General features: G+C 71.2%; 20 protein-coding genes. 11 read left to right on the top strand and 9 right to left on the bottom strand.

Annotated elements, in window-relative coordinates; all coding sequences use genetic code 11:
• Positions 1-3: 3 nt before the first annotated feature.
• The 3 genes from ACIRB1_RS13410 to ACIRB1_RS13400 are packed head-to-tail and all read right to left on the bottom strand — an operon-like array spanning position 4 to position 2354.
• Complete coding sequence (locus tag ACIRB1_RS13410) at positions 4-777, bottom strand: enoyl-CoA hydratase/isomerase family protein (protein WP_403465615.1); 774 nt, start codon at positions 775-777, stop codon at positions 4-6.
• On the bottom strand, positions 774-1190 hold the full coding sequence (locus ACIRB1_RS13405) for an OB-fold domain-containing protein (protein ID WP_352183315.1): 417 nt from the start codon (positions 1188-1190) through the stop codon (positions 774-776). The genes ACIRB1_RS13410 and ACIRB1_RS13405 overlap by 4 nt, the downstream gene beginning before the upstream one ends.
• A gap of 15 nt (positions 1191-1205) precedes the next feature.
• Entirely contained in the window at positions 1206-2354 is a 1149-nt protein-coding gene (locus ACIRB1_RS13400) for a lipid-transfer protein (RefSeq protein WP_403465614.1), read from the bottom strand.
• Between the two features lie 96 nt (positions 2355-2450).
• On the opposite strand from ACIRB1_RS13400, the gene ACIRB1_RS13395 reads away from it, so the two are divergent.
• On the top strand, positions 2451-4016 hold the full coding sequence (locus ACIRB1_RS13395) for a FadD3 family acyl-CoA ligase (RefSeq protein ID WP_403465613.1): 1566 nt from the start codon (positions 2451-2453) through the stop codon (positions 4014-4016).
• A gap of 93 nt (positions 4017-4109) precedes the next feature.
• On the opposite strand, the gene ACIRB1_RS13390 is transcribed toward ACIRB1_RS13395, so the two are convergent.
• On the bottom strand, positions 4110-4295 hold the full coding sequence (locus ACIRB1_RS13390; RefSeq protein WP_352183318.1) for a hypothetical protein: 186 nt from the start codon (positions 4293-4295) through the stop codon (positions 4110-4112).
• Between the two features lie 219 nt (positions 4296-4514).
• Positions 4515-7469 carry a BTAD domain-containing putative transcriptional regulator gene (locus ACIRB1_RS13385; RefSeq protein WP_352183319.1) on the bottom strand — a complete coding sequence of 985 codons (2955 nt, stop codon included), beginning with the start codon at positions 7467-7469 and terminating at the stop codon, positions 4515-4517.
• A 210-nt stretch (positions 7470-7679) separates the two neighbouring features.
• Between ACIRB1_RS13385 and ACIRB1_RS13380 the strand changes: the two genes are divergently transcribed.
• The 6 genes from ACIRB1_RS13380 (at position 7680) to ACIRB1_RS13355 (ending at position 15147) form a co-directional block, all read left to right on the top strand.
• Positions 7680-8924 carry an amidohydrolase family protein gene (locus ACIRB1_RS13380; protein WP_403465612.1) on the top strand — a complete coding sequence of 415 codons (1245 nt, stop codon included), beginning with the start codon at positions 7680-7682 and terminating at the stop codon, positions 8922-8924.
• Positions 8921-9856 carry an LLM class F420-dependent oxidoreductase gene (locus ACIRB1_RS13375; RefSeq protein ID WP_403465611.1) on the top strand — a complete coding sequence of 312 codons (936 nt, stop codon included), beginning with the start codon at positions 8921-8923 and terminating at the stop codon, positions 9854-9856. The genes ACIRB1_RS13380 and ACIRB1_RS13375 overlap by 4 nt, the downstream gene beginning before the upstream one ends.
• A gap of 9 nt (positions 9857-9865) precedes the next feature.
• Positions 9866-10636 carry an SDR family NAD(P)-dependent oxidoreductase gene (locus ACIRB1_RS13370; RefSeq protein ID WP_403465610.1) on the top strand — a complete coding sequence of 257 codons (771 nt, stop codon included), beginning with the start codon at positions 9866-9868 and terminating at the stop codon, positions 10634-10636.
• An 89-nt stretch (positions 10637-10725) separates the two neighbouring features.
• The gene (locus ACIRB1_RS13365) at positions 10726-11844 is read left to right on the top strand and encodes an LLM class flavin-dependent oxidoreductase (protein WP_352183323.1); all 1119 of its coding nucleotides are present in this window, start codon (positions 10726-10728) and stop codon (positions 11842-11844) included.
• A gap of 76 nt (positions 11845-11920) precedes the next feature.
• The gene (locus ACIRB1_RS13360; RefSeq protein ID WP_403465786.1) at positions 11921-13660 is read left to right on the top strand and encodes an amidohydrolase family protein; all 1740 of its coding nucleotides are present in this window, start codon (positions 11921-11923) and stop codon (positions 13658-13660) included.
• Positions 13657-15147, top strand: a complete 1491-nt coding sequence (locus ACIRB1_RS13355; RefSeq protein WP_403465609.1) for an aldehyde dehydrogenase family protein — start codon at positions 13657-13659, stop codon at positions 15145-15147. The genes ACIRB1_RS13360 and ACIRB1_RS13355 overlap by 4 nt, the downstream gene beginning before the upstream one ends.
• Before the next feature lie 27 nt (positions 15148-15174).
• Here the strand turns inward: ACIRB1_RS13355 and ACIRB1_RS13350 are convergent, their stop codons facing one another.
• Positions 15175-15570, bottom strand: coding sequence for a nitroreductase/quinone reductase family protein (locus tag ACIRB1_RS13350; RefSeq protein ID WP_352183325.1), 396 nt, complete (start codon positions 15568-15570; stop codon positions 15175-15177).
• A gap of 51 nt (positions 15571-15621) precedes the next feature.
• On the opposite strand from ACIRB1_RS13350, the gene ACIRB1_RS13345 reads away from it, so the two are divergent.
• On the top strand, positions 15622-16458 hold the full coding sequence (locus ACIRB1_RS13345) for an endonuclease/exonuclease/phosphatase family protein (RefSeq protein ID WP_403465608.1): 837 nt from the start codon (positions 15622-15624) through the stop codon (positions 16456-16458).
• A 7-nt stretch (positions 16459-16465) separates the two neighbouring features.
• Here ACIRB1_RS13345 and ACIRB1_RS13340 read toward each other — a convergent pair whose 3' ends face one another.
• Positions 16466-17995: a CehA/McbA family metallohydrolase gene (locus ACIRB1_RS13340; RefSeq protein ID WP_352183326.1), complete on the bottom strand. Its 1530-nt coding sequence runs from the start codon at positions 17993-17995 to the stop codon at positions 16466-16468.
• A gap of 227 nt (positions 17996-18222) precedes the next feature.
• On the opposite strand from ACIRB1_RS13340, the gene ACIRB1_RS13335 reads away from it, so the two are divergent.
• The 3 genes from ACIRB1_RS13335 (at position 18223) to ACIRB1_RS13325 (ending at position 23445) form a co-directional block, all read left to right on the top strand.
• On the top strand, positions 18223-20808 hold the full coding sequence (locus tag ACIRB1_RS13335; RefSeq protein ID WP_403465607.1) for a bifunctional FO biosynthesis protein CofGH: 2586 nt from the start codon (positions 18223-18225) through the stop codon (positions 20806-20808).
• Positions 20809-20901: 93 nt separating this feature from the next.
• Positions 20902-21456, top strand: a complete 555-nt coding sequence (locus ACIRB1_RS13330) for a hypothetical protein (RefSeq protein ID WP_403465606.1) — start codon at positions 20902-20904, stop codon at positions 21454-21456.
• 870 nt (positions 21457-22326) lie between these two features.
• The gene (locus tag ACIRB1_RS13325) at positions 22327-23445 is read left to right on the top strand and encodes an ADP-ribosylglycohydrolase family protein (RefSeq protein WP_352181888.1); all 1119 of its coding nucleotides are present in this window, start codon (positions 22327-22329) and stop codon (positions 23443-23445) included.
• A 3-nt stretch (positions 23446-23448) separates the two neighbouring features.
• Here ACIRB1_RS13325 and ACIRB1_RS13320 read toward each other — a convergent pair whose 3' ends face one another.
• Together ACIRB1_RS13320 and ACIRB1_RS13315 are read right to left on the bottom strand one after the other, a co-directional pair.
• On the bottom strand, positions 23449-25032 hold the full coding sequence (locus ACIRB1_RS13320; protein ID WP_403465605.1) for a sodium:solute symporter family protein: 1584 nt from the start codon (positions 25030-25032) through the stop codon (positions 23449-23451).
• A gap of 135 nt (positions 25033-25167) precedes the next feature.
• Positions 25168-25956, bottom strand: a complete 789-nt coding sequence (locus ACIRB1_RS13315; protein WP_266771347.1) for an SDR family oxidoreductase — start codon at positions 25954-25956, stop codon at positions 25168-25170.
• Positions 25957-25958: the final 2 nt, after the last annotated feature.

Raw genomic sequence — 25958 nt, 5'->3', positions numbered from 1 at the left:
CCCTCACCGGGTCCGGAAGCCGCCGTTCTTCCGGTCGGCGAACAGCTCCGCCTGCCGTTCCGCCGGGAGGTTGCCCAGCGCGATGAGCGGCGGTGCCTGCGCGTATCCCTGCGCCCGCGCCGCCTCCTTCGCCGCCCACAACGCCCGCACGGTCCCCTGGACCCCCTCCGCCGGATATCCGGCGATGACGGTCGCGCAGGCCACCGCCGCCTCCAACGCCCTTCCTGGCTCGGCGAGTTCGGAGACGAGTCCCAGCTCGTAGGCCCGCCGCGCGGAGATCCGCTCCGCCGTCCCCATCAGCATCATCCGCGCTACCTCGCCGTACGGCATCCGGTGTGCCATCAGCACCGACTCGTACGCGCTGACCATGCCGTAGGTGGTGTGCGGGTCGAAGAACACGGCGGTCGGGTCGGCGACGACGAACTCGCTCTCGCCCAGCAGATAGAACGCCCCGCCGCAGGCCATCCCGGTCACGGCGGCGATCACCGGCTTCCACAGGTCGTTGGCCTTCGGGCCGATGTGCAGCAGCGGATCGTCCTGCATATAGGGGGAGTTGGGCTGCGGCACCACCGCGTCCCGGTCCAGCCCGGTGCAGAAGGCACGCTCCCCGGCCCCGGTGAGGACGACGGCCCGCACGGAGTCGTCGAACCGCAACTCCCGCCATGCGGCGCTGAGTTCGTCGGCGGTGGTGAGGTCGATGGCGTTGAGCCGGTGCGGCCGGTCGAGGGTGACGACGGCGACGCCGGTGTCCTTGTCGACGGAGACGTTGAGGGTCACGGCCGCTCCAGGACCCACTGCGGAAGCCCGCCCTCGTCGAACACGACCTGCACCCGCGCCCCGATCCGGACCCGGTCGGGGGAAAGGGAGTCGAGGGCTGCCCCGGCGCCCGTGACCAGATTCCCGACCAGCCGGATGCGCGGGGCGTCGGCCAGCTCCACCACGACCACGTTGTACGGCGCGACGGCCGCGTAGTCGGGCAGGAGCGGGGGATGCGGGAAGACGTACGACCACACCCGGCCCCGTCCGCTCACCGGCCGCCACTCGCTCGCGAAGGACTGGCAGTGGGGGCAGCAGGGGCGGGGCGGGAAGCGGGGTTCGGCGCAGTCGGCGCAGGTCTGGACGCGGAGTTCGCCGTCGCGGGCGTACTGCCAGAAGGGGGCGCCGTCGTCGTCGGGGACGGGAGCGAGCATGGGCGGATCAACTCCTCAGTTCCTCAGTAGCAGGGCGGAGGTGGGGACGCCCTCGCCCGCCGTGACCAGGCAGGTGGCGGCGTCCGGGACCTGGGCGGTGCTGGTGCCGCGCAGCTGTCGTACGCCTTCGTTGATCAGGTTGAAGCCGTGGACGTACGCCTCGGAGAGACCGCCGCCGCTGGTGTTGAGGGGGAGCCGGCCGCCGATCTCCAGCGCGCCGCCCTCCGTGAAGGCGCCCCCTTCGCCCCGGCCGCAGAAGCCGTAGCCCTCCAGGGAGAGCGGGACGAGGGCGGTGAACGCGTCGTAGATCTGGGCGACATCGACGTCCTGTGCGGTGAAGTCGGCGTGTTTCCACAGGTGTCGGGCGGCGGTCCAGGCCGGGCCGGTGAGCGGGTCGTCGTTCCAGTAGTTGACCATGCCGTGGTGCTGGGCGGGGAGGCCCTGGGCGGCGGAGTGGATGTGGACGGGGGTGCGGCGGCAGTCGCGGGCGCGTTCCCGGGAGACGATCACGCAGGCCAACGCGCCGTCCGTCTCAAGGCAGTTGTCGAAGAGGCAGAGGGGTTCGCTGATCCAGCGGGAGGTCATGTACATCTCGCGGGTGAGCGGGCGGTCGTACATGATCGCCGCCGGATTCTGGTTGGCCCTGTTCCGGCAGGCGAGGGCCACGTTGAACAGATGGTCGCGGGTGGCGCCGTACTCGTACATGTAGCGGCGGGTGAGCATCGCGATCTCGTCGGCCGGCCGGAGGAGGCCGAAGGGGCGCGTCCACTGGGCGGGGGTGGGGAGTTGGCGGGTCGTGTTGGTCCACGGCCGTACCCCGCTGCCCCGCTTCCGGGACCGCCAGGCCACGCCCACGGTCGCCTGCCCGGCGGCGATGGCGGTGGCGAGGTGGGCGACGGTGGCGCATGAACCGCCGCCCCCGTAACCGACCTTGCTGAAGAAGGTCAGGTCGCCGAAGCCGACCGCCTTCGCCAGTTCGACCTCGTCGGTCTCCTCCATCGTGTAGGAGGCGAGGGCGTCGACCTCGGCGGGGGCGATGCCCGCGTCGTCGAGGGCGGCCAGGACGGCGCGACAGGCCAAGGTCCGCTCGTCCTCGGGGAGTTGCTTGGCGAAGGGGGTCTGACCGATGCCGACGATTGCGGTGGCGTCCTTGATTCCGGCCATGGCTGGGGCCTCCACATGGTGCCGGGGCAGCTGACAGGGCGTCAGGCTACAGCTAATCTGACGGACAGTCAGCTAATGCGTACAGGGAGGCCGTTCGTGCGCGGAGACGTGGAGTGGGGAAGCATTCCGGGACTCGTCCGGTTCGCGGCGGAGCGGTACGCGGACACCGAGGCGGTGGTGGAGGGCCGGACCCGGATCTCGTACGCCGAGCTGGGCGCCCGCGTCGAACGATCGGCGGCGGCCTGCGTCGGAGCGGGCGTCTCGCCGGGCGACCGGGTCGCGATCTGGGCCCCGAACTCACTCGACTGGATCGTGGCGGCGCTCGGCGCCGTCTCGGCGGGGGCGGTGCTGGTGCCGATCAACACCCGTTTCAAGGGAGTCGAGGCGGCGGACGTGCTGCGGCGCAGCGAGGCGCGGCTGCTGTTCGTGACCGGGACGTTTCTCGGCACCTCCTACGTGGCCTCGCTGCGGCGGGCGGTCGCGGAGGGGCCCGGGCTGCCGGGGCTGGACCAAGTGGTGGTGCTGTCGGACGACGCGCCCGCCGACTTCCGCACCTGGAAGGACTTCCTGGCGGGCGGGGACGGAGTGCCGACGGCCGAGGTGCGGGCGCGCGCGGCGGCGGTGCGGGGCAGTTGGCCCTCCGACATCGTCTTCACGTCCGGTACGACGGGGCGGCCGAAGGGCGCGGTCATCTCGCACGCGCAGACGCTGCGGGCGTACGAGATCTGGAGCGACCTCGCGGGGCTGCGGCAGGGCGACCGCTATCTGATCGTGAACCCCTTCTTCCACACCTTCGGCTACAAGGCCGGGGTGCTGGCCTGTCTGATGCGGGGCGCGACGATGATCCCGCAGCCGGTCTTCGGGGTCGACACGGTGCTCGCCAACATCGCGGCGGAACGGGTCTCGGTCCTCCCCGGCCCGCCGACCCTCCACCAGTCCCTCCTGGACCACCCGGCCCGCGACACCCATGACCTCTCGGCCCTCCGGCTGGTCGTGACGGGCGCGGCGGTGGTGCCGTTGCGGCTGGTGGAACGGCTGCGCGGGGAACTGGGCGTGGAGACCGTCCTCACCGCTTACGGCCTCTCGGAGGCCAGCGGCATCGTGACGATGTGCCGGCGCGGCGACGATCCGACGGTGATCGCGTCGACGTCGGGGCGGGCGATTCCCGGTACGGAGGTACGGGTGGAGGCACCGCCCGGTTCGCCGGGCGAGGTCCTGGTCCGCGGCTTCAACGTCATGCGTGGCTACTACGAGGACGAAACCGCCACCGCCCAGGTCGTCACGGAGGACGGCTGGCTGCGCACCGGCGACGTCGGCGTCCTGGACGACGCGGGCAACCTCCGCATCACCGACCGCATCAAGGACATGTTCATCGTCGGCGGCTTCAACGCGTACCCGGCGGAGATAGAGCAACTCCTCGGCATTCACCCCGACGTGGCCGACGTCGCGGTGGTCGGCGTCCCGGACCCCCGCCTCGGCGAGGTCGGCAAGGCCTACGTCGTCCGCCGCCCCGGCGTCACCCTGACCGGCGACGACCTGATCGCCTGGGCCCGCCGCGAAATGGCGAACTACAAGGTGCCGCGGGTGGTGGAGTTCGTGGGGGAGCTGCCTCGGAACGCGAGCGGGAAAGTGGTGAAGGGGGCGTTGCGGGGGGCGGGATGAGGTGCCGGGCCGTCATGCACGGCTGGACACACACGTCGGCCGCGACGGCTCCCCCTGGGCCGTCGCGGCCGGTCCCCCGCGGTGGGTGAAGGTCTAGCTGGGGTCGGACGTGATGTGCGTGTTGTCCGGTGTGGCGGTGCCGTCGTCGTCGGCGGCCACGACAGTCTCGACGTCCGTGATGTGCGTGTTGAGCGGCTTGATGTCGCCGGTCAGCTTGGCGTCGGTGATGTGCGTGTTGTCCGGTTTGACGATCGGCTCGTCGTTCTTGGTGTCGCTCATCTCACTGGCTCCCCTGTTACGTGCGGTGATTGGGCGGGATCCGCCCGGCAACTCCCCCGAGAACTGCCGGACGGATCCGCGAGGCCGGTTCACCTTAGATGCCCGGCCACCTGCCGTTCCGTCTGCCCCCCGACGCGACGGCCCGACACAGCTGAGAGTGCCGGACCGCGATAAACGAACGATGAACGCCCTTCGGGGAGGGCGCCGGCTCCGGCGGCGTCAGACGGTGGTCGACGGCGCCAGCAGGCCCCGGACCTCCTCCACCTCCGGCGACTCCAGCCGCTCGTAGATCTCCAGCGCCTCCGTCCAGCAGACCTGGGCGCGGCCGGATTGGCCGATGCCGTTCAGGGCCTTGCCGAGGACGGTCAGGACGTTGCCGCGGCGCCACTCGCCGCCGATCTCGCGGAGCGGCGTCAGTGCCATCTCGGCGTTGGCCGCCGCCTGGGCGGGACGCTGGGCCAGCAGGTCCACCTCGGCGAGACGGAAGAGGGTCATGCCCTCCCAGAGGCGTTGCCGGCTCGCGCGGAAGACCGTCAGCGCCTGCTTGAGATGCGCGACCGCGTCGGCCGGCTGGCTGTTCTTGCCGAGGGCCAGCCCGAGGGCGTAGTGGCCGTTGGCCGCCTTGAGGGTGTGCCCGAGTTCCTCGTACATCTCGGTGCCCTGGCGGGCGAGGCCGACCGCGCTCTCGGCGCGTTCCGTCTGAAGGTGCAGGCGGGAGAGGTTGCACAGCGCCGACGCGGCGCCGGAGAGGTCCCCGCAGGCGCGGAAGCTCGCGATGGCCCGCTCCAGGAACTCCTCGGCCTCGTCGTAGCGGCTCCGGTAGAAGGAGTAGATGCCGAGGAGGTTCGCCGCCCAGCAGCACGGCAGGGCGTCGTCGGAGGCCTCCGACAGGGCGAGTGCCTGCCCGGCCTCCTGGTGCGCCTGCTCGAACTGCCCGGAGAAATGGCGGGCGTTGGCCAGCACCAGGACGGCCCGGCCCTCCGCCCGGCTGTCGGCGGCCTCGCGGGCCGCGTCGCGCAGGGTGGTGCCGGCCGCCTCGTACTCCTTGAAGTTCGCCCCGGACTCCGCGAGGTCGACCGCAGCCCACAGCAGGTCGACGGCCCGCCGCAGCGTCGTCCCGCCCGCCGACTGCCGTACGCAGGCCAGCAGCGGCATCGCCTCGCTGTAGAGCCAGTCCTGCGCGGCCCGGCGGTCGGGGAAGACCAGTCCGTCGACGCCGGTCTCCTCCAGGTGGTCGACGAGGCGGTCGCCGGGCCGCTCGATGCCGTAGACCCCGGCGGCCGTGGCGAGATAGAAGTCCAGCAGCCGCGACATCGCCGCCGTCGTCTCGCTCGGCGGCCACTCGTCCCGCTCGGCACACGCACGCGCGTAGAGCCGCACCAGATCGTGGTACCGGTAGCGTCCGGGCGCCGCCGATTCGACAAGCGACGTGTCCACGAGGGATTCCAGGATGTCTTCGGTGTCCTCCAGGGGGAGGTCCAGCACCGCCGCCGCTGCCGCGAGGGAGACGTCCGGGCCGTCCGCCAGCCCCAGCAGCCGGAACGCCCGCGCCTGGGCCGGCTCCAGCTGGCCGTAGCCCAGCTCGAAGGTGGCCTTCACGGCGAGGTCGCCTGCCTGGAGCTCGTCCAGCCGGCGCCGCTCGTCGGCGAGCTTGGCGGCGAGGACGGAGACCGTCCAGGTGCGGCGGGCCGCGAGGCGGGAGGCCGCGATGCGGATCGCGAGGGGCAGGAAGCCACAGGCCGCGACCACGTCGAGGGCGGCTTCCCGCTCGGCGGCGACGCGTTCGGCGCCGACGATCCGCGTGAAGAGCTGGAGGGCCTCCTCGGGGGACATCACGTCGAGGTCGACCAAGTGCGCCCCGGCCAGGTCCACCATCCGCACCCGGGAGGTGACCAGCGCCGCGCAGCCCTCGGTGCCGGGCAGCAGGGGCCGTACCTGGGCCGCGTCCTTCGCGTTGTCCAGCAGCACCAGCACGCGCCGCCCGTCCAGCACCGACCGGTACAGCGCCGACCGCTCCTCCAGGGAGTCCGGTATCGCGGAGTCCGGGGTGCCCAACGCCCGCAGGAACGCGCCGAGTACGGTCTCCGGCTCGGCGGCCCGGGAGCCGGCGCCCTGGAGGTCGACGTACAACTGGCCGTCGGGGAAGGCGGATCGGGCCTGGTGGGCGACATGGACGGCGAGGGTCGTCTTGCCCACGCCGCCGATCCCTGCCAGCGCCGACACGGCCATCACGCGGCCCTCGGCCGAGGCGAGGACGTCGCTCAGTTCCGACACGAAGGACACGCGGCCGGTGAAGTCCGGGACCGTGGCCGGGAGTTGGTGGGGGCGGACCGGTGCCGTCGCGGTCTCCGCCGCCGGTGCGGACGGTTCCGCGAGGCCCGGGTCGGCCTGGAGGATGCGGTGCTGGAGTTCGCGCAGGCCGGGGCGCGGGTCCACACCGAGTTCGTCGGCGAGCAGCCGCCGGGTGTCGGCGTACACGGCGAGGGCCTCCGCCTGGCGGCCCGAGCGGTACAGGGCGAGCATCAGCAGCTCGCGGAGGCGTTCGCGGAGCGGGTGGGCCGCGGTGAGGGCGGTCAACTCGCTGACGGCCTCGGCATGGCAGCCCTGCTCCAGGTCCATGTCCAGCCGTGATTCGAGGAGTTGGAGCCGCCACTCCTCCAGGCGGACGCGCTGCGCCTCCGCGTACGGGCCGGGCAGTCCGGCCAGGGGCTCCCCGTCCCACAGCGTGAGCGCGCGGCCCAGCAGGTCCCGCGCGTGGGTCAGGTCACCCGCCGACTTCGCCTTCTCCGCCTCGGTCGCCAGGTCCTGCACCTCGGCCACGTCCAACGCGCGCTCGGGCAGCCCCCGTACGGCATAGCCGCCGGACTCGCTGACCAGGACCCCGGCGTCCAGGACCTTCCGCAGCCGGGACGCGTAGGTGCGCACCGCCGCCAGCGCCTGGGACGGAGGGTCGTCGCCCCACAGGGCGTCGATCAGCTCACCGGCGGTCGCCGTGCGGCCCTCGCGCAGCAACAGCGCCGCCAGCAGGGCGCGTTGCTGAGGGGAGCCGGTGGGCAGCGCGTCGGGGCCCCGCCAGGCACGTACCGGACCGAGCACGCTGAAGCGCAGTGCGGCCGACTCCTCCGTGCCGGAGTCGGGGCGCCGCTGCTCCGGTACCCGCGGTCCACCGTCCATCGCCGTTCCCCCTAGGCAAGCCTGATAACTACGACAGTTTGCCTTGTTCACGGCGGATGCGTCAGCTCTCGGAGACACCGCTCACACGCGGCCACGCGGGACCTCACAAGGCTCTCACACGGCCTGCGCACAGTTCCGCACACAACCGAGCATCCCGAACCCGCATCCAGCTAGCTGACGGGTCGTCAGATCGGCGCTACCGTGAGCGCCATGGACACCCAGACCACCGCTCCGACGCCCCTTCCGCCGATCATCTCCGTCGACGACCACACCGTGGAGCCCGCCGACGTCTGGCAGCACCGGCTGCCCAGGAAGTACCTGGACACGGGCCCCCGCGTAGTCCGCGCGCCGCTGAAGGACATGACGTTCCTCGGCGGCCGGTTCAAGCCCGTGATGGGTGAGCCCGGCGACGACGGACCCATCGGCGACTGGTGGGTGTACGAGGATCTGCACCGCCCGCTCACCCGCCTCGACACCGCCGTCGGCTACAGCAGGGACGAGATCAAGCTCGAAGTCATCACTTACGAGCAGATGCGTCCGGGGTCGTACGACGTCCCGGCCCGGCTCGCCGACATGGACGTCAACCACGTCCAGTCCGCGCTCTGTTTCCCCACCTTCCCCCGTTTCTGCGGCCAGACGTTCACCGAGGCCGCCGACCGCGAACTCGGGCTGCTGTGCGTGCGCGCCTACAACGACTGGATGGTGGAGGAGTGGTGCGGCCCCGAAGCGCGGGGCCGCCTGATACCCCTGCCCCTGATCCCGCTCTGGGACCCGGAGTCGGCCGCCGCAGAGGTCCGCCGCAACGCGGCCCGCGGCACCCGCGCCGTCGCCTTCTCCGAGATACCCCCGCACCTCGGCCTGCCCTCCATCCACACCGACGACTGGGACCCGTTCCTCGCCGCCTGCGCCGAGACCGGCACCGTCGTCGCCATGCACATCGGCTCCAGCAGCCGCATGCCGTCGACCTCGGCCGACGCGCCGCCCGCCGTCGGCTCCACGATCACCTTCGCCAACTGCTGCTACTCCATGGTGGACTGGCTGATGAGCGGCAAGTTCGAGCGCTTCCCCGACCTCAAGGTCATGTACGCCGAGGGCCAGATCGGCTGGATCCCCTACATCCTGGAGCGGGCCGACGTCGTCTGGGAGGAGAACCGCGCCTGGGGCGGCGTCGCCGACAAGGTCCACCGCCCGCCGTCCGAACTCTTCGCCGAGCACGTCTACGGCTGCTTCTTCGACGACGCCTTCGGCCTGAAGAACCTCGACGCGATCGGCGTCGGCAACGTCCTCTACGAGACCGACTACCCCCACTCCGACTCCACGTGGCCCAAGTCCCGCGAGGTCGGCGAGGCGCAGATGGGCCACCTGGCGCCGGACGTCGTCGAGCGGATCGTCCGGGGCAACGCGATCGACCTCCTCGGCCTGACCCCGGCCGGCCTGTGGGAGGGCCCCAAGTGACCTCCCTCGCCTACGGGTTGCAGCTCCCCGTCCAGTCCCAGAGCACCATCTACGCCGAGCCCTGGGAGGCCGGGGCAGGGCCCGCCGACCTCGTCGCGATCGCGCGGGCCGCCGACGGGGCGGGCTTCGACTACGTCGCGGGCTGCGACCACGTCGGCGTCCCGCGCCGCCTGGCCACGGCCATGAGCACCATCTGGTACGACCCCGTCGCCACCCTCTCCTACCTCGCGGGCGTCACCGAACGCGTCCGCCTGCTCAGCCATGTGGCGGTCGTGGGCCTGCGCCACCCGCTCGTCACCGCCAAGCAGTACGCCACCCTTGACCACCTCAGCGGCGGCCGTCTGATCCTCGGGGTGGGCGCCGGGCACGTACGCGAGGAGTTCGAGGCGCTGGGAGTCGACTTCGAGCGCCGGGGTGCCGTCCTCGACGAGTCGATCGACGCGCTGCGGGCAGCCCTCGGACCGGACGAATTCCCGGCCCACCACGGCAAGTTGTACGACTTCGAGGGCCTGGGCCAGCGCCCCCGGCCCGCGCAGGCACACGTCCCCCTCTGGGTCGGCGGCTCGTCGCCCGCCGCCGTCCGCCGGGCCGCGCTGAAGGCGGACGGCTGGCTGCCGCAGGGCGACCCCCGCGACCGGCTGCCGGCGCAGATCGAGCGGATACGGCGACTGCGCGAAGAGGCCTCGGTCCAGGGGCCGTTCGTGTTCGGGGCGATCACCGAGCCGCTGTACGTGGGCGAGCCGGGATGGGAGGTGGGCCGCCGCACGCTCAGCGGGGCCCCCGACCTCGTCGCCGAGTCCCTGCGCGCCTACGGGGCGATGGGCGTGGACCAGATCCAGGTGCGCTTCCGGTGCCGTGACCGGGCCGAACTCATCGACCAGATAGCCGCGTTCGGGGCCGGGATCGCGCCCCATCTCGACCACCTCGACTAGGGAGACCGCATGGGCAAGCTGGACGGACGTGTCGTCATCGTCACCGGGGCGGCACGCGGGCAGGGCGAGCAGGAGGCGCGGCTGTTCGCGGCCGAGGGCGCGAAGGTCGCCGTGGCGGATGTGCTGGACGGGCAAGGGGAGGCGCTGGCCGAGGAGTTGGGGGCGCTCTACGTGCACCTGGACGTGGGGGAGGAGGCCGACTGGGCCGCCGCGGTCGGGGCGGTCAAGGGGGCGTACGGGCGGATCGACGGGCTGGTGAACAACGCGGGGATTCTGCGGTTCAACGCCCTCGTGGACACGCCGCTCGAGGAGTTCATGCAGGTCGTGCGGGTCAACCAGGTCGGCTGCTTCCTCGGGATCAAGACCGTGGCGTCGGCGATGGAGGACGGCGGCACGATCGTCAACACGGCCTCGTACACGGCGGTGACGGGGATGGCGGCCGTCGGGACGTACACGGCGACCAAGCACGCCATCCTCGGGCTCACCCGCGTCGCCGCGCTGGAGCTGGCGAGCCGGCGCATCCGGGTCAACGCCGTCTGCCCCGGGGCCGTGGACACCGCGATGTCCAACCCGGCACGGCTCGACCCGGACGCGGACCCGGAGGAGATGACCCGGGCGCTGGACGAGCTGTACCGCAAGCTCGTGCCGCTGGGCCGGATCGGGCGGGCCGACGAGGTGGCGCGGCTCGCGCTGTTCCTGACGTCGGACGACTCGTCGTACATCACCGGGCAGCCCTTCGTGATCGACGGGGGCTGGCTGGCCGGAGTCAGTGTTATCTGACGAGGCGTCAGCTATTGACGAATCTGACGCCACGTCAGAAAGTCGTAGCACTCAGACGAACCCATCTGGACTTGGGACGGTGAACCTCCTTGGAATTCGGGCTCTTTGTACAGGGATACGTGGGCAAGCGCGCCGAGACGGACCCGCTGGCCGAGCACAAGGCGCTGATGGAGGAGACCGAGTACGTCATCCAGGCGGACAAGTCCGGGTTCAAGTACGCCTGGGCGTCCGAGCACCACTTCCTGGAGGAGTACTCGCACCTCTCGGCGAACGACGTCTACCTCGGCTATCTCGCCCACGCGACCGACCGCATCCACCTCGGATCGGGCATCTTCAACCCCCTCGCGCAGGTCAACCACCCGGTGAAGGTGGCCGAGAAGGTCGCCATGCTCGACCATCTCTCCGGCAACCGCTTCGAGTTCGGCAGCGGTCGCGGCGCCGGTTCGCACGAGATCCTCGGGTTCATCCCCGGGGTGACCGACATGAACTACACCAAGGAGATCTGGGAAGAGACCATCGCCGAGTTCCCCAAGATGTGGCTCCAGGACGAGTACGTCGGCTTCCAGGGCAAGCACTGGCAGCTGCCGCCGCGGAAGATCCTGCCCAAGCCGTACGGGAAGGCGCACCCCGCGATGTGGTACGCCGCCGGGTCGCCGCCGTCGTACGCCATGGCCGCCCGCAAGGGGCTCGGGGTGCTCGGGTTCAGCATCCAGAAGGTGTCCGACATGGAGTGGGTGCTGGAGCAGTACAAGACGGCGATCGTGAACGCGGAGCCGGTGGGGGCGTTCGTCAACGACAACGTCATGGTGACGACGACGGCGATCTGCGCGCCGACCCATGACGAGGCGATCCGGATCGCCACGAGCGGGGGACTGCACTATCTGCCCTCGCTGGTGTTCCGGTACCACGACACGTTTCCCCGGCCCGAGGGGTTCCCGGTCTGGCCGGAGACGCTCCCCGAGTACACGCCGGAGTTCGTCGAACTCCTCGTGGAGGAGGAGCTGTTGATCTGCGGCGATCCGGACGAGGTGCTCACGCAGTGCAAGCGGTGGGAGCAGGCCGGGGCGGATCAGCTGAGCTTCGGGTTGCCGGTGGGGGTGCCGAAGGAGGAGACGTTGCAGACGATCCGGCTGATCGGGGAGCACGTGGTTCCGAAGATCGACACGGATCCTGTGCACCGGACCACGCGGTTCCGTCAGTCGGCTTGAGGGTTCGTCGCGGGGTGCGGGTCGGCTGTGGCTGGTCGCGCAGTTCCCCGCGCCCCTGGGTAGGTATGCGTCACGCATCTCAAGGAGTCACCCCGTGTTCGATCACGTGATCAAGGGTGCGACCGTCGTGGACGGGACGGGCGCGCCCGCGTACACCGCCGACGTCGGCATACGGGACGGTCGTATCGCCGAGATCGGGTCCATCGGAGAGGAGGCCCGGACCAGCGAGGACGCGCACGGACTCGTCCTCGCGCCCGGGTTCGTCGACCCCCACACCCACTACGACGCCCAGCTCTTCTGGGACCCGTACGCGACGCCCTCCCTCAACCACGGGGTGACCACCGTCGCCGCCGGGAACTGCGGGTTCACGCTCGCGCCGCTGAAGCCGGGGGACGCCGACTACACGCGCCGGATGATGTCCAAGGTCGAGGGGATGTCGCTGGTCGCGCTGGAGGAGGGGGCGCCCTGGAGCTGGCGCGGGTTCGGGGAGTACCTGGACGCGCTCGAAGGGCGGATCGCCGTCAACGCCGGGTTCATGGTCGGGCACTGCGCCCTGCGCCGGTACGTGATGGGGCCGGACGCGGTCGGCGGGCAGCCCACCGAGGAACAACTCGCCGAGATCGTACGGCTGTTGCACGGGGCCATGGACGCCGGTGCCTGGGGTTTCTCCACCACCCAGTCCTCCACCCACTCGGACGGCGACGGACAGCCGGTCGCCTCCCGGCACGCCCGCCCGGAGGAACTGCTGGCCCTGTCACGGGCCGTCGGCGAGCACGAGGGAACGCAGATCGAGGCGATCGTCGCCGGATGCCTGGATCAGTTCAGTGACGCGGAGATCGATCTGTTCGTCGAGATGAGCGCGGTGGCGGGGCGGCCGTTGAACTGGAACGTGCTGACCATCGACGCCGCCGTGCCCGAACGGGTGCCCCGGCAGCTGTTCGCCAGCGAGCGGGCCCGGAAGGCCGGCGGCCGGGTCGTCGCGCTGACCATGCCGATCCTCACGCCGATGAACATGTCCCTCGGCACCTTCTGCGCGCTGAACCTGATACCCGGTTGGGGGCCGATCCTGAGCCTGCCCGTGCCCGAGCGGATCGCCAGGCTGCGGGAACCCGACGTACGCGCCGAGATGCTGCGGAGCGCCAACAGCAAGGAGGCGGGCGTCTTCCGGCGGCTCGCCGACTTCGGGCGGTATGTGATCGGGGACACCTACAGCGAGGCCAATGAGGGACTGACCGGGCGGGTGGTGAAGGACATCGCCGCCGAGCGTGGTCAGGAACCCTTCGAGTGTCTGGTCGAGATCTGCGCGGCCGACGAGTTGCGTACGGTGCTGTGGCCCATGCCGTCCGACAACGACCCCGCCTCCTGGGCCCTGCGCGCCGAGACCTGGCGGCACGAGGACGTGCTGCTCGGCGGGTCCGACGCGGGGGCGCATCTGGACCGGATGTGCGGGGCGCCGTACACGACCCGGTTCATCGGGGACTGTGTGCGGGGGCGGAAGCTGGTGGGTCTTGAGCAGGCCGTGAAGATGCTCACCGATGATCCCGCGCGGCTGTTCGGGCTGCGGGAGCGGGGGCAGGTGCGGGAGGGCTGGCATGCGGACCTCGTGCTGTTCGACCCGGAGCGGATCGACGCCGGCAAGGCCACCCTGGTGCACGACCTGCCGGGAGACAGCCCGCGTCTCGACTCCAAGGCGATCGGGATACGGGCCGTGTGGGTCAACGGAGTCGAGGCCATCCGGGACGACGTGGTGAGCGGGCACGTGCCGGGGCGGGTGCTGCGGTCGGGGCGGGACACCAGGACGGTGAGCACCAAGTGAGTTCCGAGCCGGGTTCTCGGGGGGCGGGCTCCCACGTCGCCGACGGGCAGCGGTTGTTCGTCGGCGGGGAGTGGGTCGAGCCCGACGGCGGGCACTATGCCGTGATCGACCCCGCCACCGAGGAGACCGTGGGGTGGGCGCCCGAAGCCTCTCGGGAGCAGGTGTCGGCCGCCGCCGCCTCGGCTCGGGAGGCCTTCGGGGCCTGGTCGCGGACGCCGGCCGGGGAGCGCGCGGCGGTTCTCGGCCGGGCCGCGGACCTCATCCGGGGGCAGCTGGTGCCGTACGCCGAACTCGCGCAGGCGGAGAGCGGGGCCACGACCGGGACCGCGCGAGCGATGCAAGTGGGCGTGGGAGCCGCCCGGTTCAGGCGGTACGCGACCGTGGAGCCGGGCGAGTGGGCGATCGCGCCGCAGGTGAACGAGGCGGGCCCGTTCGGGCGGGCGGCTGTCATGGGGGCGCTTGCCGTGCGGCAGCCGGTCGGGGTCGTCACGTGCATCACGTCGTACAACAACCCCTGGGCGAACCCCGCCGGGAAGATCGCGCCCGCCCTCGCCATGGGCAACACGGTGGTCGTGAAACCCGCGCCGCAGGACCCGCTGTCCGTCTACCGCATGGCGGAGGCGCTGGAGGCGGCCGGGGTGCCGCGCGGGGTCGTGAACGTGGTCAACGGGCAGTCCGTGGCGGTCGGCGAGGCGGCCGTGGAGTCGCCGGACGTCGACATGGTCAGCTTCACCGGGTCCACGGCGGTCGGACAGCGGATCGCCGAGGTGTGCGGGCGGGCGATGAAACGGCAGTTGATGGAGCTGGGCGGCAAGGGCGCGGCCCTCGTCTTCGACGACGCGGACCTCGCCTCCGCCGTCTCCGGGATCGGTACGACCTTCTCCTTCTACAGCGGGCAGATCTGCACGGCACCGACGCGAGTGCTGGCGCAGCGCGGGATCTACGACCGCCTCGTCGACCAACTGGCGGCCTACGCGCGGGTGTTGAAGGTCGGTGACCCGCGCCTCCCGGACACGGTGGTCGGGCCGGTGATCTCGGCGGCGCACCGGGAGCGCGTCGAGTCGTACGTCGAACTGGGCCGCAAGGAAGGCGCGGTGGTCATGGCGGGCGGCGAACGGCCCTCCTCCGGGCCGGGGTTCCTCGTGGCGCCGACCGTCCTCGCCGACTGCGGACCCGAGATGCGGGTCGTCCGCGAGGAGATCTTCGGGCCGGTCGTCGTGGTCGTCCCCTTCGACGAGGAGGAGGAGGGGATCGCCCTCGCCAACGACAGCGACTACGGCCTCATCGACTACGTCTGGTCCGCCGACGTGGCCCGAGCCTTCCGGGTCGCCCGGCGACTGCGCGCCGGCGGCGTGGGCGTCAACACCGTGGGCCGCAACATGGAGGCCCCGTTCGGCGGCTTCAAGAAGAGCGGGGTCGGCCGGGACGTCGGCTCGTACGCGCTGCACGCGTACAGCGAGGTGCAGGCGATCGTGTGGCCGGGGTGAAGGGCCTCCCGTCGTGCTCGCGCGGGTTCAGTCCCGCAGGTCCACCCGTACCGTCAGCAGGTTTGAGCCCATCGCCTTGACCGCCGCGCTGTTGAAGCGGGGGAGGGTGCGCAGCCGGGCCCGGGGGTCGTCGTCGGGCAGGAGGTGGGCTGTGCCGGTGTGCCAGCGGCCCATGATGCGGACGCGGACTTCGGGGTCGGCCTTGATGTTGCGGACGTAGTGCGAGAGTTCACCGAACTCCGAGACCAGCCAGAAGGTGTCGCCGACGCGACGGCCGCCCAGCGGGGTGCGGCGGGGCCTGCCGGAGACGCGGCCGGTGGTCTCCAGCACGGTCTGGGTGGGCAGGTGGCGGGTGACCGAGTTCAGGACACGCTGGAATCTGCTGATGGTGCGGTACTTGGCTTCGGGGTTCGGCGCGGGCATCGGGACTCGGGTCTCCTGTCGGACGGGCGGGCTGTGGCCTTCAATGGTGCCGTGCGGGTCGTGACATGGAATCTGTGGTGGCGGTACGGGCCCTGGGAGGCCCGCCGGAAGGCGATTCTCGCCGTGTTGCGTGAACTGCGGCCCGATGTCGTCGGGTTGCAGGAAGTGTGGGACACGCGGGACTCAGGCGGGGAGAACCTCGCCGGGTGGCTCGCCGGTGAACTCGGGATGCACTGGGCCTGGGGCGCCTCCCACGACCCCGGGTTCTGGCAGCGGCGGCTCGGCGATCCCGCCGTGGGTATCGGCAACGCCGTCCTCAGCCGCTGGCCCGTCGCCGAGCGGGCCGTCCTGCCGCTGCCGCCCGGGAACGGCGACGGCGGCCGGCTCGCGCTCTACGCGGGGCTGGACGTGCCGGGCCACCGGGTCCCGTTCTTCACCGCCCACCTCTCCTCCTTCCCCGCCGCCTCCGCCGTACGGTGCCAACAGGTCACCGCGCTCGCGGAGTTCGTCGCCGGGCGGCGCGGGGAGGGGCCCTTCCCGCCCGTCGTCACCGGTGACTTCAACGCCTGGCCGGACTCGGACGAGGTGCGGCTGTTCGGCGGGTACAGGACCGCGCCGCCCGTGCCCGGCCACGTCCTCGTCGACGCCTGGGACTTCGCCGAACCCGGGGCGCCCTCGGCCACCTGGGACCTCCGGAATCCGTATGTCGCGGGCACGTCCGGGCCGAGCGTCCGCATCGACTACGTCTTCGTGGCACCGACCGGGCGCGGTGGGCTCGGGCACGTGCGGGGCGCACGGCGGGCGGGGGACGGGCCGGTCGGCGGGGTGTGGCCGACCGACCACGCGGCCGTCGTCGTGGACCTGAGTGACGAACTGGACGCGGAATGACGCCGGTTCAGTGCGCGGGGTCGCCCAGGAAGATCGGATTGGTGAGCGCGGCCAGCGCGCCCGGTACCGGTCCCGCCGCCGTCTCGTGGCGCAACTCGGCGCGTACGTACGCCGCGTAGGCCGGGGTGGTGTGCCACTCCACGACGCCCGCGCCGGCGACCGGAAGCGGATCGCTCGTGAAGAGGACCCCCTGGTCGGTGACGAGGCGGACCGTGCAGCGCGGGGCGCCGGTGACCTCCAGCCGTACCGTGACCGGGGTGTCCGCGTCGACCCTCAACCGGTCGCCGATTCCCGCCTGTTGGGCCCGGCCGCCGGACGCGGTGAAGGTGAGGGAGATGTTCTTGGACTCGGCGATGTAGGAGTGCCCGGCGCGGATGCCGTCCTGGACGGCCTCGCGGGTCAGGTCGTCGGCCAGGACGACCGTCTGGGGCAGGCCGACCACGTCCGGGTCGCGGTGGGCGTCGCTGTTGCCCATCGCCGGGAGCCACCCCCGGTTCTCCCGCACGGACGCCACCAGCGTCGCGTCCCAGGAGGCAAGGGCGATCTCGTCGTCGGGCGTGTAGGGGCCGTTCCACACCTCCACGGCGTCCGCCTCGCCGAAGCCGAACTTCCAGGCGCAGCCGATGCAGGTGGCGTGCGGATGGGCGGGCACGACCAGACCGCCGGCCCGCCGGATCTCACGGGCGTACCGGCCGAAACGGTTGTCGCGGGCCCGGTAGCGCCAGTCGATGAACGTGTCGGGTTCGGTGCCGAGGGCGACGACGTGACCGTTGCGGGTGGTGATCTCCTCACCCAGCATGATCAGCAGGTCGTCGCCCGCCTCCGGGGCCCAATGGGGGTGCGAGGCCTGGGTGTTGTGGTCCGAGGTGTTGATGAAGTCCAGGCCCGCCGCGCGCGCGAGCGCCGCGATCTCGGCGGGGGTGCGGCGCCCGTCCGAGTACCAGGAGTGCAGATGGCAGTCACCCCGGTACCAGTCCCGCCCGCGCCCCTTCGCCCGCTCCGGCGGGTACACCGGCCGAGGGGCGGCGCCCGGTGCGCCGTAGGTGAGCGTGATCGTCAGCTCGTACGCCAGGCCCTGCGGGGAGACCGTGTACGGGCCCAGCGCGATGTGCCAGGTGCCGGCGTGCACCGGGCCGGGGAGGTAGCCGGGCGTCGCGTCGTCGGCGCGGAGGAAGAACTCCGTGCGGGCCCCGCCCGACCAGCCGCGGAAACCCCGGCCGCCGAGATCCGTGCCGCGCTGGTCGAAGATGCCGATGTCGAGGGCGTTGCCCTGGGTGCCGGCCGGGACGGACGGTCTGTCGTACGTGTACGCCACCTTCAGCTCGCGGACCCCCGCGGGGACCTCGACCGGCACGTACACGAAGTCGGGCGAGCCGGTCGGGAGGGTGCCCCGTACCGTCCGGCTCTCCTGGTCGCCGTCTGCCGCGGCCGCGGCGCCGCTCGCGAAGGTCACGCTTCCCAACGTAAGCGCGGCGGCGGCGCCCGTCACGATCAGCGCGCGCCGGTTGATGCCGTTTCCGTGATCGTCGTCGCACATGCTGCTGCTCCCGGGGTGTCGTCAGTGACAGGGATGGCGCGTACGACTCTGCTAGTCGGCTGTGAACTCCCGTGCAAGGACAGGGAATCGCAGGGTGTCGGGAAACCGCACCGGCACGGAAGGGGGCGGCGCGCTCCCGCTGCCAGTGACACCGTGCAACGACTTCCCGGCAGGAACGAATCGGCCGTCCCTCTTTGGCCTGATCAGAGCGATCGTATGCTCGAAGGATGACGACTCCCGCGAGCTCCGGAACCGGCCCGACCGAGAACTCCATGCGTCGCGCCCTCAAACGCGCCCGTGACGGCGTGGCCCTCGACGTCACGGAGGCGGCGGTGCTGCTCCAGGCGCGCGGCGAGGCCCTCGACGACCTCACCGCGTCCGCCGCCCGGGTGCGTGACGCGGGCCTGGAGACGGCCGGCCGCCCCGGCGTGATCACCTACTCGAAGAGCGTCTTCATCCCCCTCACCCGCCTGTGCCGCGACAAGTGCCACTACTGCACCTTCGTCACGGTCCCCGGCAAGCTCCGCCGGGCCGGCCACGGCATGTTCATGTCCCCGGACGAGGTCCTCGACATCGCGCGCAAGGGCGCCGAACTCGGTTGCAAGGAAGCCCTGATCACCCTCGGCGACAAGCCCGAGGACCGCTGGCCGGAGGCGCGCGAGTGGCTCGACGCGCACGGCTACGACGACACCATCGCGTACGTCCGCGCCATCTCGATCCGCATCCTGGAGGAGACGGGCCTGCTCCCGCACCTCAACCCCGGGGTGATGACCTGGACGGACTTCCAGCGCCTCAAGCCCGTCGCGCCGTCCATGGGCATGATGCTGGAGACGACGGCGACCCGCCTCTGGTCGGAGCCGGGCGGCCCGCACCACGGCTCCCCGGACAAGGAACCGGCCGTACGGCTGCGGGTGTTGGAGAACGCGGGCCGGTCCTCGGTCCCCTTCACGTCCGGCATCCTGATCGGCATCGGCGAGACGTACGAGGAGCGCGCGGACTCCCTCTTCGCGCTCCGCAAGGTGTCCCGTTCGTACCACGGCATCCAGGAACTGATCATCCAGAACTTCCGCGCCAAGCCGGACACCGCGATGCGCGGGATGCCGGACGCGGAGCTGGACGAACTGGTGGCGACGGTCGCGGTGGCCCGGCACATCATGGGCCCGGCGGCCTGCATCCAGGCACCCCCCAACCTCGTCGACTCCGAGTACAAGCGCCTGATCGGCGCGGGCATCGACGACTGGGGCGGGGTGTCCCCCCTCACCATCGACCACGTCAACCCCGAACGCCCCTGGCCCCAGATCGAGTTGCTGCGCGAACAGTCGGCGGAGGCGGGCTTCGAACTCCGCGAACGCCTCTGCGTGTACCCCGAGTTCGTGGGCCGCGGCGAACCCTGGCTGGACCCGCGCCTGCTGCCGCACGTACGGGCCCTGGCGGACCCGGAGACCGGCCTGGCACGTGAGGACGCCACGGTGGAGGGCCACGCCTGGCAGGAGCCCGAGGAGGCCTTCGTGGCGACCGGCCGCACGGACCTCCACGCCACGATCGACACGGAGGGCCGCACCTCCGACCGCCGTGACGACTTCGACGAGGTCTACGGCGACTGGGGCGCCCTGCGCGAGGCGGCGGCCCCCGGCATGGCCCCCGAGCGCATCGACACGGACGTACGCCAGGCCCTGGCGACGGCGGCGGACGACCCGACCAGGCTGACCGACGCGGAGGCGCTGGCGCTGCTGCACGCGGACGGCCCGGCGCTGGACGCGCTGACGCGGATCGCGGACGACGTGCGGAAGTCGGCGGTCGGCGACGAGGTGACGTACATCGTCACGCGGAACATCAACTTCACCAACGTCTGCTACACGGGCTGCCGTTTCTGCGCCTTCGCACAGCGCCGTACGGACGCGGACGCCTACACGCTCTCCCTGGACCAGGTGGCGGACCGGGCCCAACAGGCCTGGGAGGTCGGGGCGGTCGAGGTCTGCATGCAGGGCGGCATCCACCCCGACCTGCCCGGCACGGCGTACTTCGACATCGCGAAGGCGGTCAAGGAACGCGTCCCCGGCATGCACGTCCACGCGTTCTCCCCGATGGAGGTGGTGAACGGCGCGACGCGCACGGGCATGTCCATCCGCGAGTGGCTGAGCGCGGCGAAGGAGGCCGGCCTGAACTCCATCCCCGGCACGGCGGCGGAGATCCTCGACGACGAGGTCCGTTGGGTCCTGACGAAGGGCAAGCTGCCGACGGCGACCTGGATCGAAGTGGTCACCACGGCCCACGAGTTGGGCATCCGCTCCTCGTCGACCATGATGTACGGCCACGTCGACCAGCCACGCCACTGGCTCGGCCACCTCCGCACCCTGGCCGGCATCCAGCAACGCACGGGCGGCTTCACCGAGTTCGTGACCCTGCCGTTCATCCACACCAACGCGCCGGTCTACCTGGCGGGCATCGCCCGGCCGGGCCCGACGATGCGGGACAACAGGGCGGTGGTGGCCATGGCGAGGCTGCTCCTGCACCCCTGGATCCCCAACATCCAGACGAGCTGGGTGAAGCTCGGCTCGGAGGGCGCGGCGGAGATGCTGCGCTCCGGGGCGAACGACCTCGGCGGCACGCTGATGGAGGAGACGATCTCGCGGATGGCGGGCTCGTCGTACGGCTCGTACAAGTCGGTGCGGGACCTGGTGGCCGTGGCGGAGCTGGCGGGCAGGCCGGCGAAGCCGCGCACCACGCTCTACGGCGAGGTGCCGGAGGAGCGGCAGCGGGCCGCCGCCGTCTCGGACGGGCATCTGCCGGAGCTGCTGCCGGTGCTCGACTGAGCGGGCGGAGCCGTGGACGGGGGCCGGTACGATGATCCGACCCCTGTTCGATCGGAATGCGGGGGCCGTGTGTAGCTGAGGAGATGCGTGCCCGTGCCTGCCTCCAAGGTCTGGGTGACCGGTCTGACGGTGGGAGCGATCGCCGCGGTCACGGTCCTGGCCGTCCAGGCCAACAAGGGGCCGCACCCGAAGGCGTCCGCCGCCCGCCCGAGCGCGTCGGCGTCCGCGCACGCCTCCACGTCCCCCAAACCGCACGCGACGGCCGCCGCCGGGGTCCCGGCCGACTCCGGCACCGGCCGCCGCATCGTCTACGCGGTGGGCGAGAAACGGGTGTGGCTGGTCGACGCGAGCGACAAGGCGGGCCGCACGTTCACGGTCTGGCCGGGCACGGTGAGCCCCGACCCGGGCACCTACACGGTGTCGGTCCGCAAGGACGCCACGACGGGCTCCGACGGCGTCCAGATCGAGAACATCGTCTACTTCGCCACCAAGTCCGGCCTCAACATTGCCTTCTCCAACGCGGTCGACGGCTCCTCGCCCCCACCGGCGGCGGGCAAGCAGACGGGCGGCGTCCGCATGGCCAAGGCGGACGGCGCGGCGCTGTGGGCCTTCGGCACGACCAGCACGAAGGTCATCGTGGTCAAGTAGCGGACGGCATCACCGGGCCGCTTTATCGGGCCGCTTCATGGAGCCGCTTCATCGGGGTGGACGTCGGGCCGCCCGCTTCTTGGTCAGTGTCGGGATGGCGAGAGCCGAGTAAAGGGCGCTCCGCTGCGCTACGCGTCGGCTGCGCCGATTCCGCTCCGCTCCACCCTTGACTCGGCTCACGCAATCCCGTTTGAGAAGCGAGCGGGCGGCCCCGAGGTATGGGTGGCCAGGCACGAATCCCCCTACCTGTACTGAGCTGTGCCTCGGTGCGACGGACACGCGTCGGCGCCTCGCCAGCACGCCGGGCCGGCTTAGCGGCCAACCGCCGGTGGGTGGATGGGTGGATGCGTTGATGGGTGGGTGCTGGAGGCTGGGGTCTTTTCTAACCGGTCATCACATCCGACACCGGTTAGATTTACCCACAGCCTCCAGCACCCACCCACCCACCGACGGACCGATCGACCGCTGACCATTCGCCGCCACCCGCGATGCACACGCACCCCACCCACTCACCGTTGGCCGCTAAGCCGGCCCGGCGTGCTGGCGAGACGCGACCGCGCACCCCTTACCCCGCCCCGCAAGCCGGTACAGGCGGGGGCGTAGACACCTGGCCACCCATTCCTCCGGGCCACTCGCTCGCTTCTCAAACGGGCTGGAGCGGACCGAGTCAAGGGTGGCCCGCAGGGCCATCGCCGAAGGCGACGCGCAGCGCAGCGGAGCGCCCTTTACTCGGGCCGCGGAAGCCCGACACTGGCAAGAAGCGAGTGGCCCACCCCCCCCATACCGCTCCACCCCCTCAACCCACCGTCCCCGTTCGATTACAGTGCTGAGCTGACTCGTACGTACGAACGGCACGATGAGGGGGCTTTGGTGAGCACGGCAACCGGGGCCGTCTGGGGGCGGGTGGAGCAGCAGGATTTCCGGAGTCGGGTGCGGGGGACGTTGCTGGGGGCCGCCGTAGGGGACGCCCTGGGTGCGCCTGTTGATCTCTTGGCGATGGACGAGATCCGGGAGGCCTACGGCGCCGAGGGTGTCGTGGATCTTGCCTTCGGGTTCGGGCGGCGTGGGGGCATCACTCATCTCACTCAGCTCAGTCTCTTCAGCGTGGATGGGTTGATCCGGGCCCAGGTGCGCCGGGACACCGGGGCCTGGCATCCGCCCACCGATCTGCATCGGGCGTATCTGCGGTGGGCCGCCACTCAGCACGACTGGGGGCCCGATGAGCGTCGTAAGGATGACGGATGGCTGGCACGGGAGGAGTGGCTCTACGCGCGACGTGAGCCGACTCGGGCCTGTCTGCTGGGGTTTGGCGATGAGCGGATGGGGACGCTTGACGCACCCAAGAACCCTGGGGAGGCGGGAGGGGAGGCCGCCGCCCGGTCAGCGCCTTTCGGGCTGCTCGTGGGGTGGGAGCCCCAGCTGGTGATGCAGCTCGCCGTGGAGTGTGCCGCGCAGACGCACGGACACCCCGTCGGGTATCTCGCCGCCGGGGCCTACGCCGTCATCGTGCATGGACTTGCAAGGGGTGAGAGTCTCGACGCCGCCGTGCAGCGGGCGCTCGCCCTGCTCGCCGCCCGGCCCGGCCACCCGCCCGTCTCCGACGGTCTGCAACGCGCCCTCGGCGCCGTACGGCAGGGGATGCCCACCTCCGGGCGGGTCGAGGAGCTGGTGGGGGAGGGAAGCGCGGAGGGAGTGCTCGCCGGTTCCGTCTACTGCGCGCTCGTGGGTGAGGACGTACGGCACGGGTTGTGTCTGGCCGTGAACCACGGCGGGCCGTCCGCTGTCGTCGGCGCGCTCACCGGCGGCCTGCTCGGGGCGCTGCACGGCGAGACGGCCCTCCCACCGGCCTGGCTGGCCGAACTGGAGGGCCGTCCCACATTGCTCGTGCTCGCCGATGACTTCGCGGTGGAGATGACCCAGGGACCCGCGTTGCACGGGCCCGCCGGGTCCTCCCCGGGATGGATCGCCCGGTATCCGCGGGGTGCCTGAGTCCTACGACTGGCTGCCTACGGCGTCGTCGCCCGCGCCCGCCTGAGCCTGCGCCGGTACCGCCACCGCGGCCGCTTCCCCGTCGTCGTCCCCGCCTCCGTTGATCTTCTCGATCAGCGCGTCCCGCTCCGGGGTGTCCTCGGGCTTCACATAGCCGATGAGGATGTAGAGGACGAGGGAGACCGCGAGCGGGATCGACACCTGGTACTGGAGCGGGACCCCGCCGTCGACCTCCCAGTTGATGGGGTAGTTGACCAGCCAGAACGCGAGCAGGCCCGCCGCCCAGCTGGTGAGGGCCGCCGTAGGACCGGACTTGCGGAACGGGCGGAGCAGACCCAGCATCATCGGGATCGCGATCGGGCCCATGAGACCGGCGACCCACTTGATGACGACGGTGATGATGTCCTTGAACGTGGGCGAGTTGACCTGGGTGGCCACCGCCATGGAGAGGCCGAGGAAGACGACCGTGGTGACGCGGGCCGCGATGAGCCCCGAACGGTCGTTCCACGCACGGGCCTTGGCCGACACGACCGGCGCCACGTCCCGGGTGAAGACCGCCGCGATCGCGTTGGCGTCGGACGAGCACATGGCCATCGTGTGCGAGAAGAAGCCGACGACCACCAGGCCCAACAGGCCGTGCGGGAGCAGCTGTTCGGTCATCAGGCCGTAGGAGTCGGAGCCGTCCGGCTTCTGCGCGTGGACCAGGAGCGGTGACATCCACATCGGGAAGAACAGGACCGTCGGCCAGATCAGCCACAGCGCCGCCGACAGCCGGGCCGAACGCTCCGCCGCGTAGGGGGACTTGGTGGCCATGTACCGCTGGGCCTGGTTGAGCATGCCGCCGTTGTACTCGAAGAGCTTGATGAAGAGGAACGCGAGGAGGAACACCGTGCCGTAGGGGCCGACGAGCGGTTTGCCGTGTCCCTGGAGCGCGGGTTCGTCCCAGGCGCCGAGGAATCCGATGCCCTTGTCGTTCAGCTTCAGTACGACGGCCACGAACATGGAGATACCGGCCAGCAACTGGATGACGAACTGGCCGAGTTCGGTCAGCGCGTCCGCCCAGAGGCCGCCGATCGTGCAGTAGACCGCCGTGATCGCGCCGGTGATGAGGATGCCCTGGTTCAGGGACACACCGGTGAAGACGGACAACAGGGTGGCGATCGCCGCCCACTTGGCCGCCACGTCCACGATCTTCAGCAGCATCCCGGACCAGGCGAGCGCCTGCTGGGTCCTGAGGTTGTAGCGGTTCTTCAAGTACTCGAGCGGGGATGCCACATGAAGCCGTGAGCGCAGCCGGTTGATGCGCGGCGCGAACAGCTTGGAGCCGATCGCGATGCCGAGCGCGATCGGGAACGACCAGGTGATGAAGGATGTGACGCCATAGGTGTAGGCGATGCCCGCGTAGCCGGTGAACATCACCGCGCTGTAGCCCGACATGTGGTGCGAGATGCCGGAGAGCCACCAGGGCATCTTCCCGCCGGCCGTGAAGAAGTCGCTCACATTGTCGACGCGCTTGTGCGACCACACGCCGATCGCGACCATCACGCCGAAATAGCCGATGAGCACGGCCCAGTCGAGCCCGTTCATATGCGCCCTCCCACGATTGAGCCGGTTCAGCCCGGGGCTCATCGTGGGCGGTCGCGCGTGAGCACGACAAGTAAGCGTGAGGTCAAGGGGGAGTAAAATCGTTCGGATTGATGTTCCACGTTCATCTACATGAACTCACCGCATCAGCTCCCCCGCGTTGACCAGCAACGACTGACCCGTGATCGCTCGCGCCCGGTCCGACGCCAGGAACACCGCCGCGTCCGCCACGTCCCCGTCCGTCGCCAGCTCCGGCAACGCCATCCGGTCGGACAGCCGCTTCAGCACCTCCGCCTCCGGCACCTGCTCCGTGTGCGCGGTGAACTGGACGTACGCCTCCACCGGCGGCCCCCACATCCACCCCGGCAGCACGGTGTTCACCCGGATTCGATACGGCCCCAACTCCCGTGCCAGCGAGTACATCGCGCTCGTCAGCGCCCCCTTCGACGCCGCGTACGCCGCCTGCCGCACCTGCGAAGGCGCGGCCACGGCCGACTGCGTCCCGATGAACACGACCGAGCCGCCGCCCACCTCCTTCAGCGCCGGCAGGCAGGCCCGCGTCATCTTCAGCGTCCCCAGCAGATTCACGCCGACCACGGACTCCCAGGTCGCGAAGTCCGCGTCCTCGACCCCGCCGAAGTAGCTGTCCCACGCGGCGACCTGGACCACCGCGTCGACCCGCCCGAACCGCTCCCGCGCCACCGCCACCAGCGCCTCGCACTGCCCCTCGTCCGTGATGTCCGTCGCCCGGTACGCCGTGTGCGACCCGTCCGGATCGATCTCGGCGGCCGACTTGGCGAGGTTCGCCTCCGTGCGCGCCCCGAGGACGGCGTTCCCTCCGTCCCGTACGACGGCGGCGGCGACCTGGTGGCCGAGTCCCGCCCCGACCCCCGAGACGACGACGGTCTTGCCCGCGAGCAGCGACATCC

This window comes from Streptomyces sp. NPDC096013, from assembly GCF_044763565.1.
In the GTDB taxonomy this organism is placed as follows: Bacteria; Actinomycetota; Actinomycetes; order Streptomycetales; family Streptomycetaceae; genus Streptomyces.
This window is presented reverse-complemented; position numbering and strand designations above follow the sequence as displayed.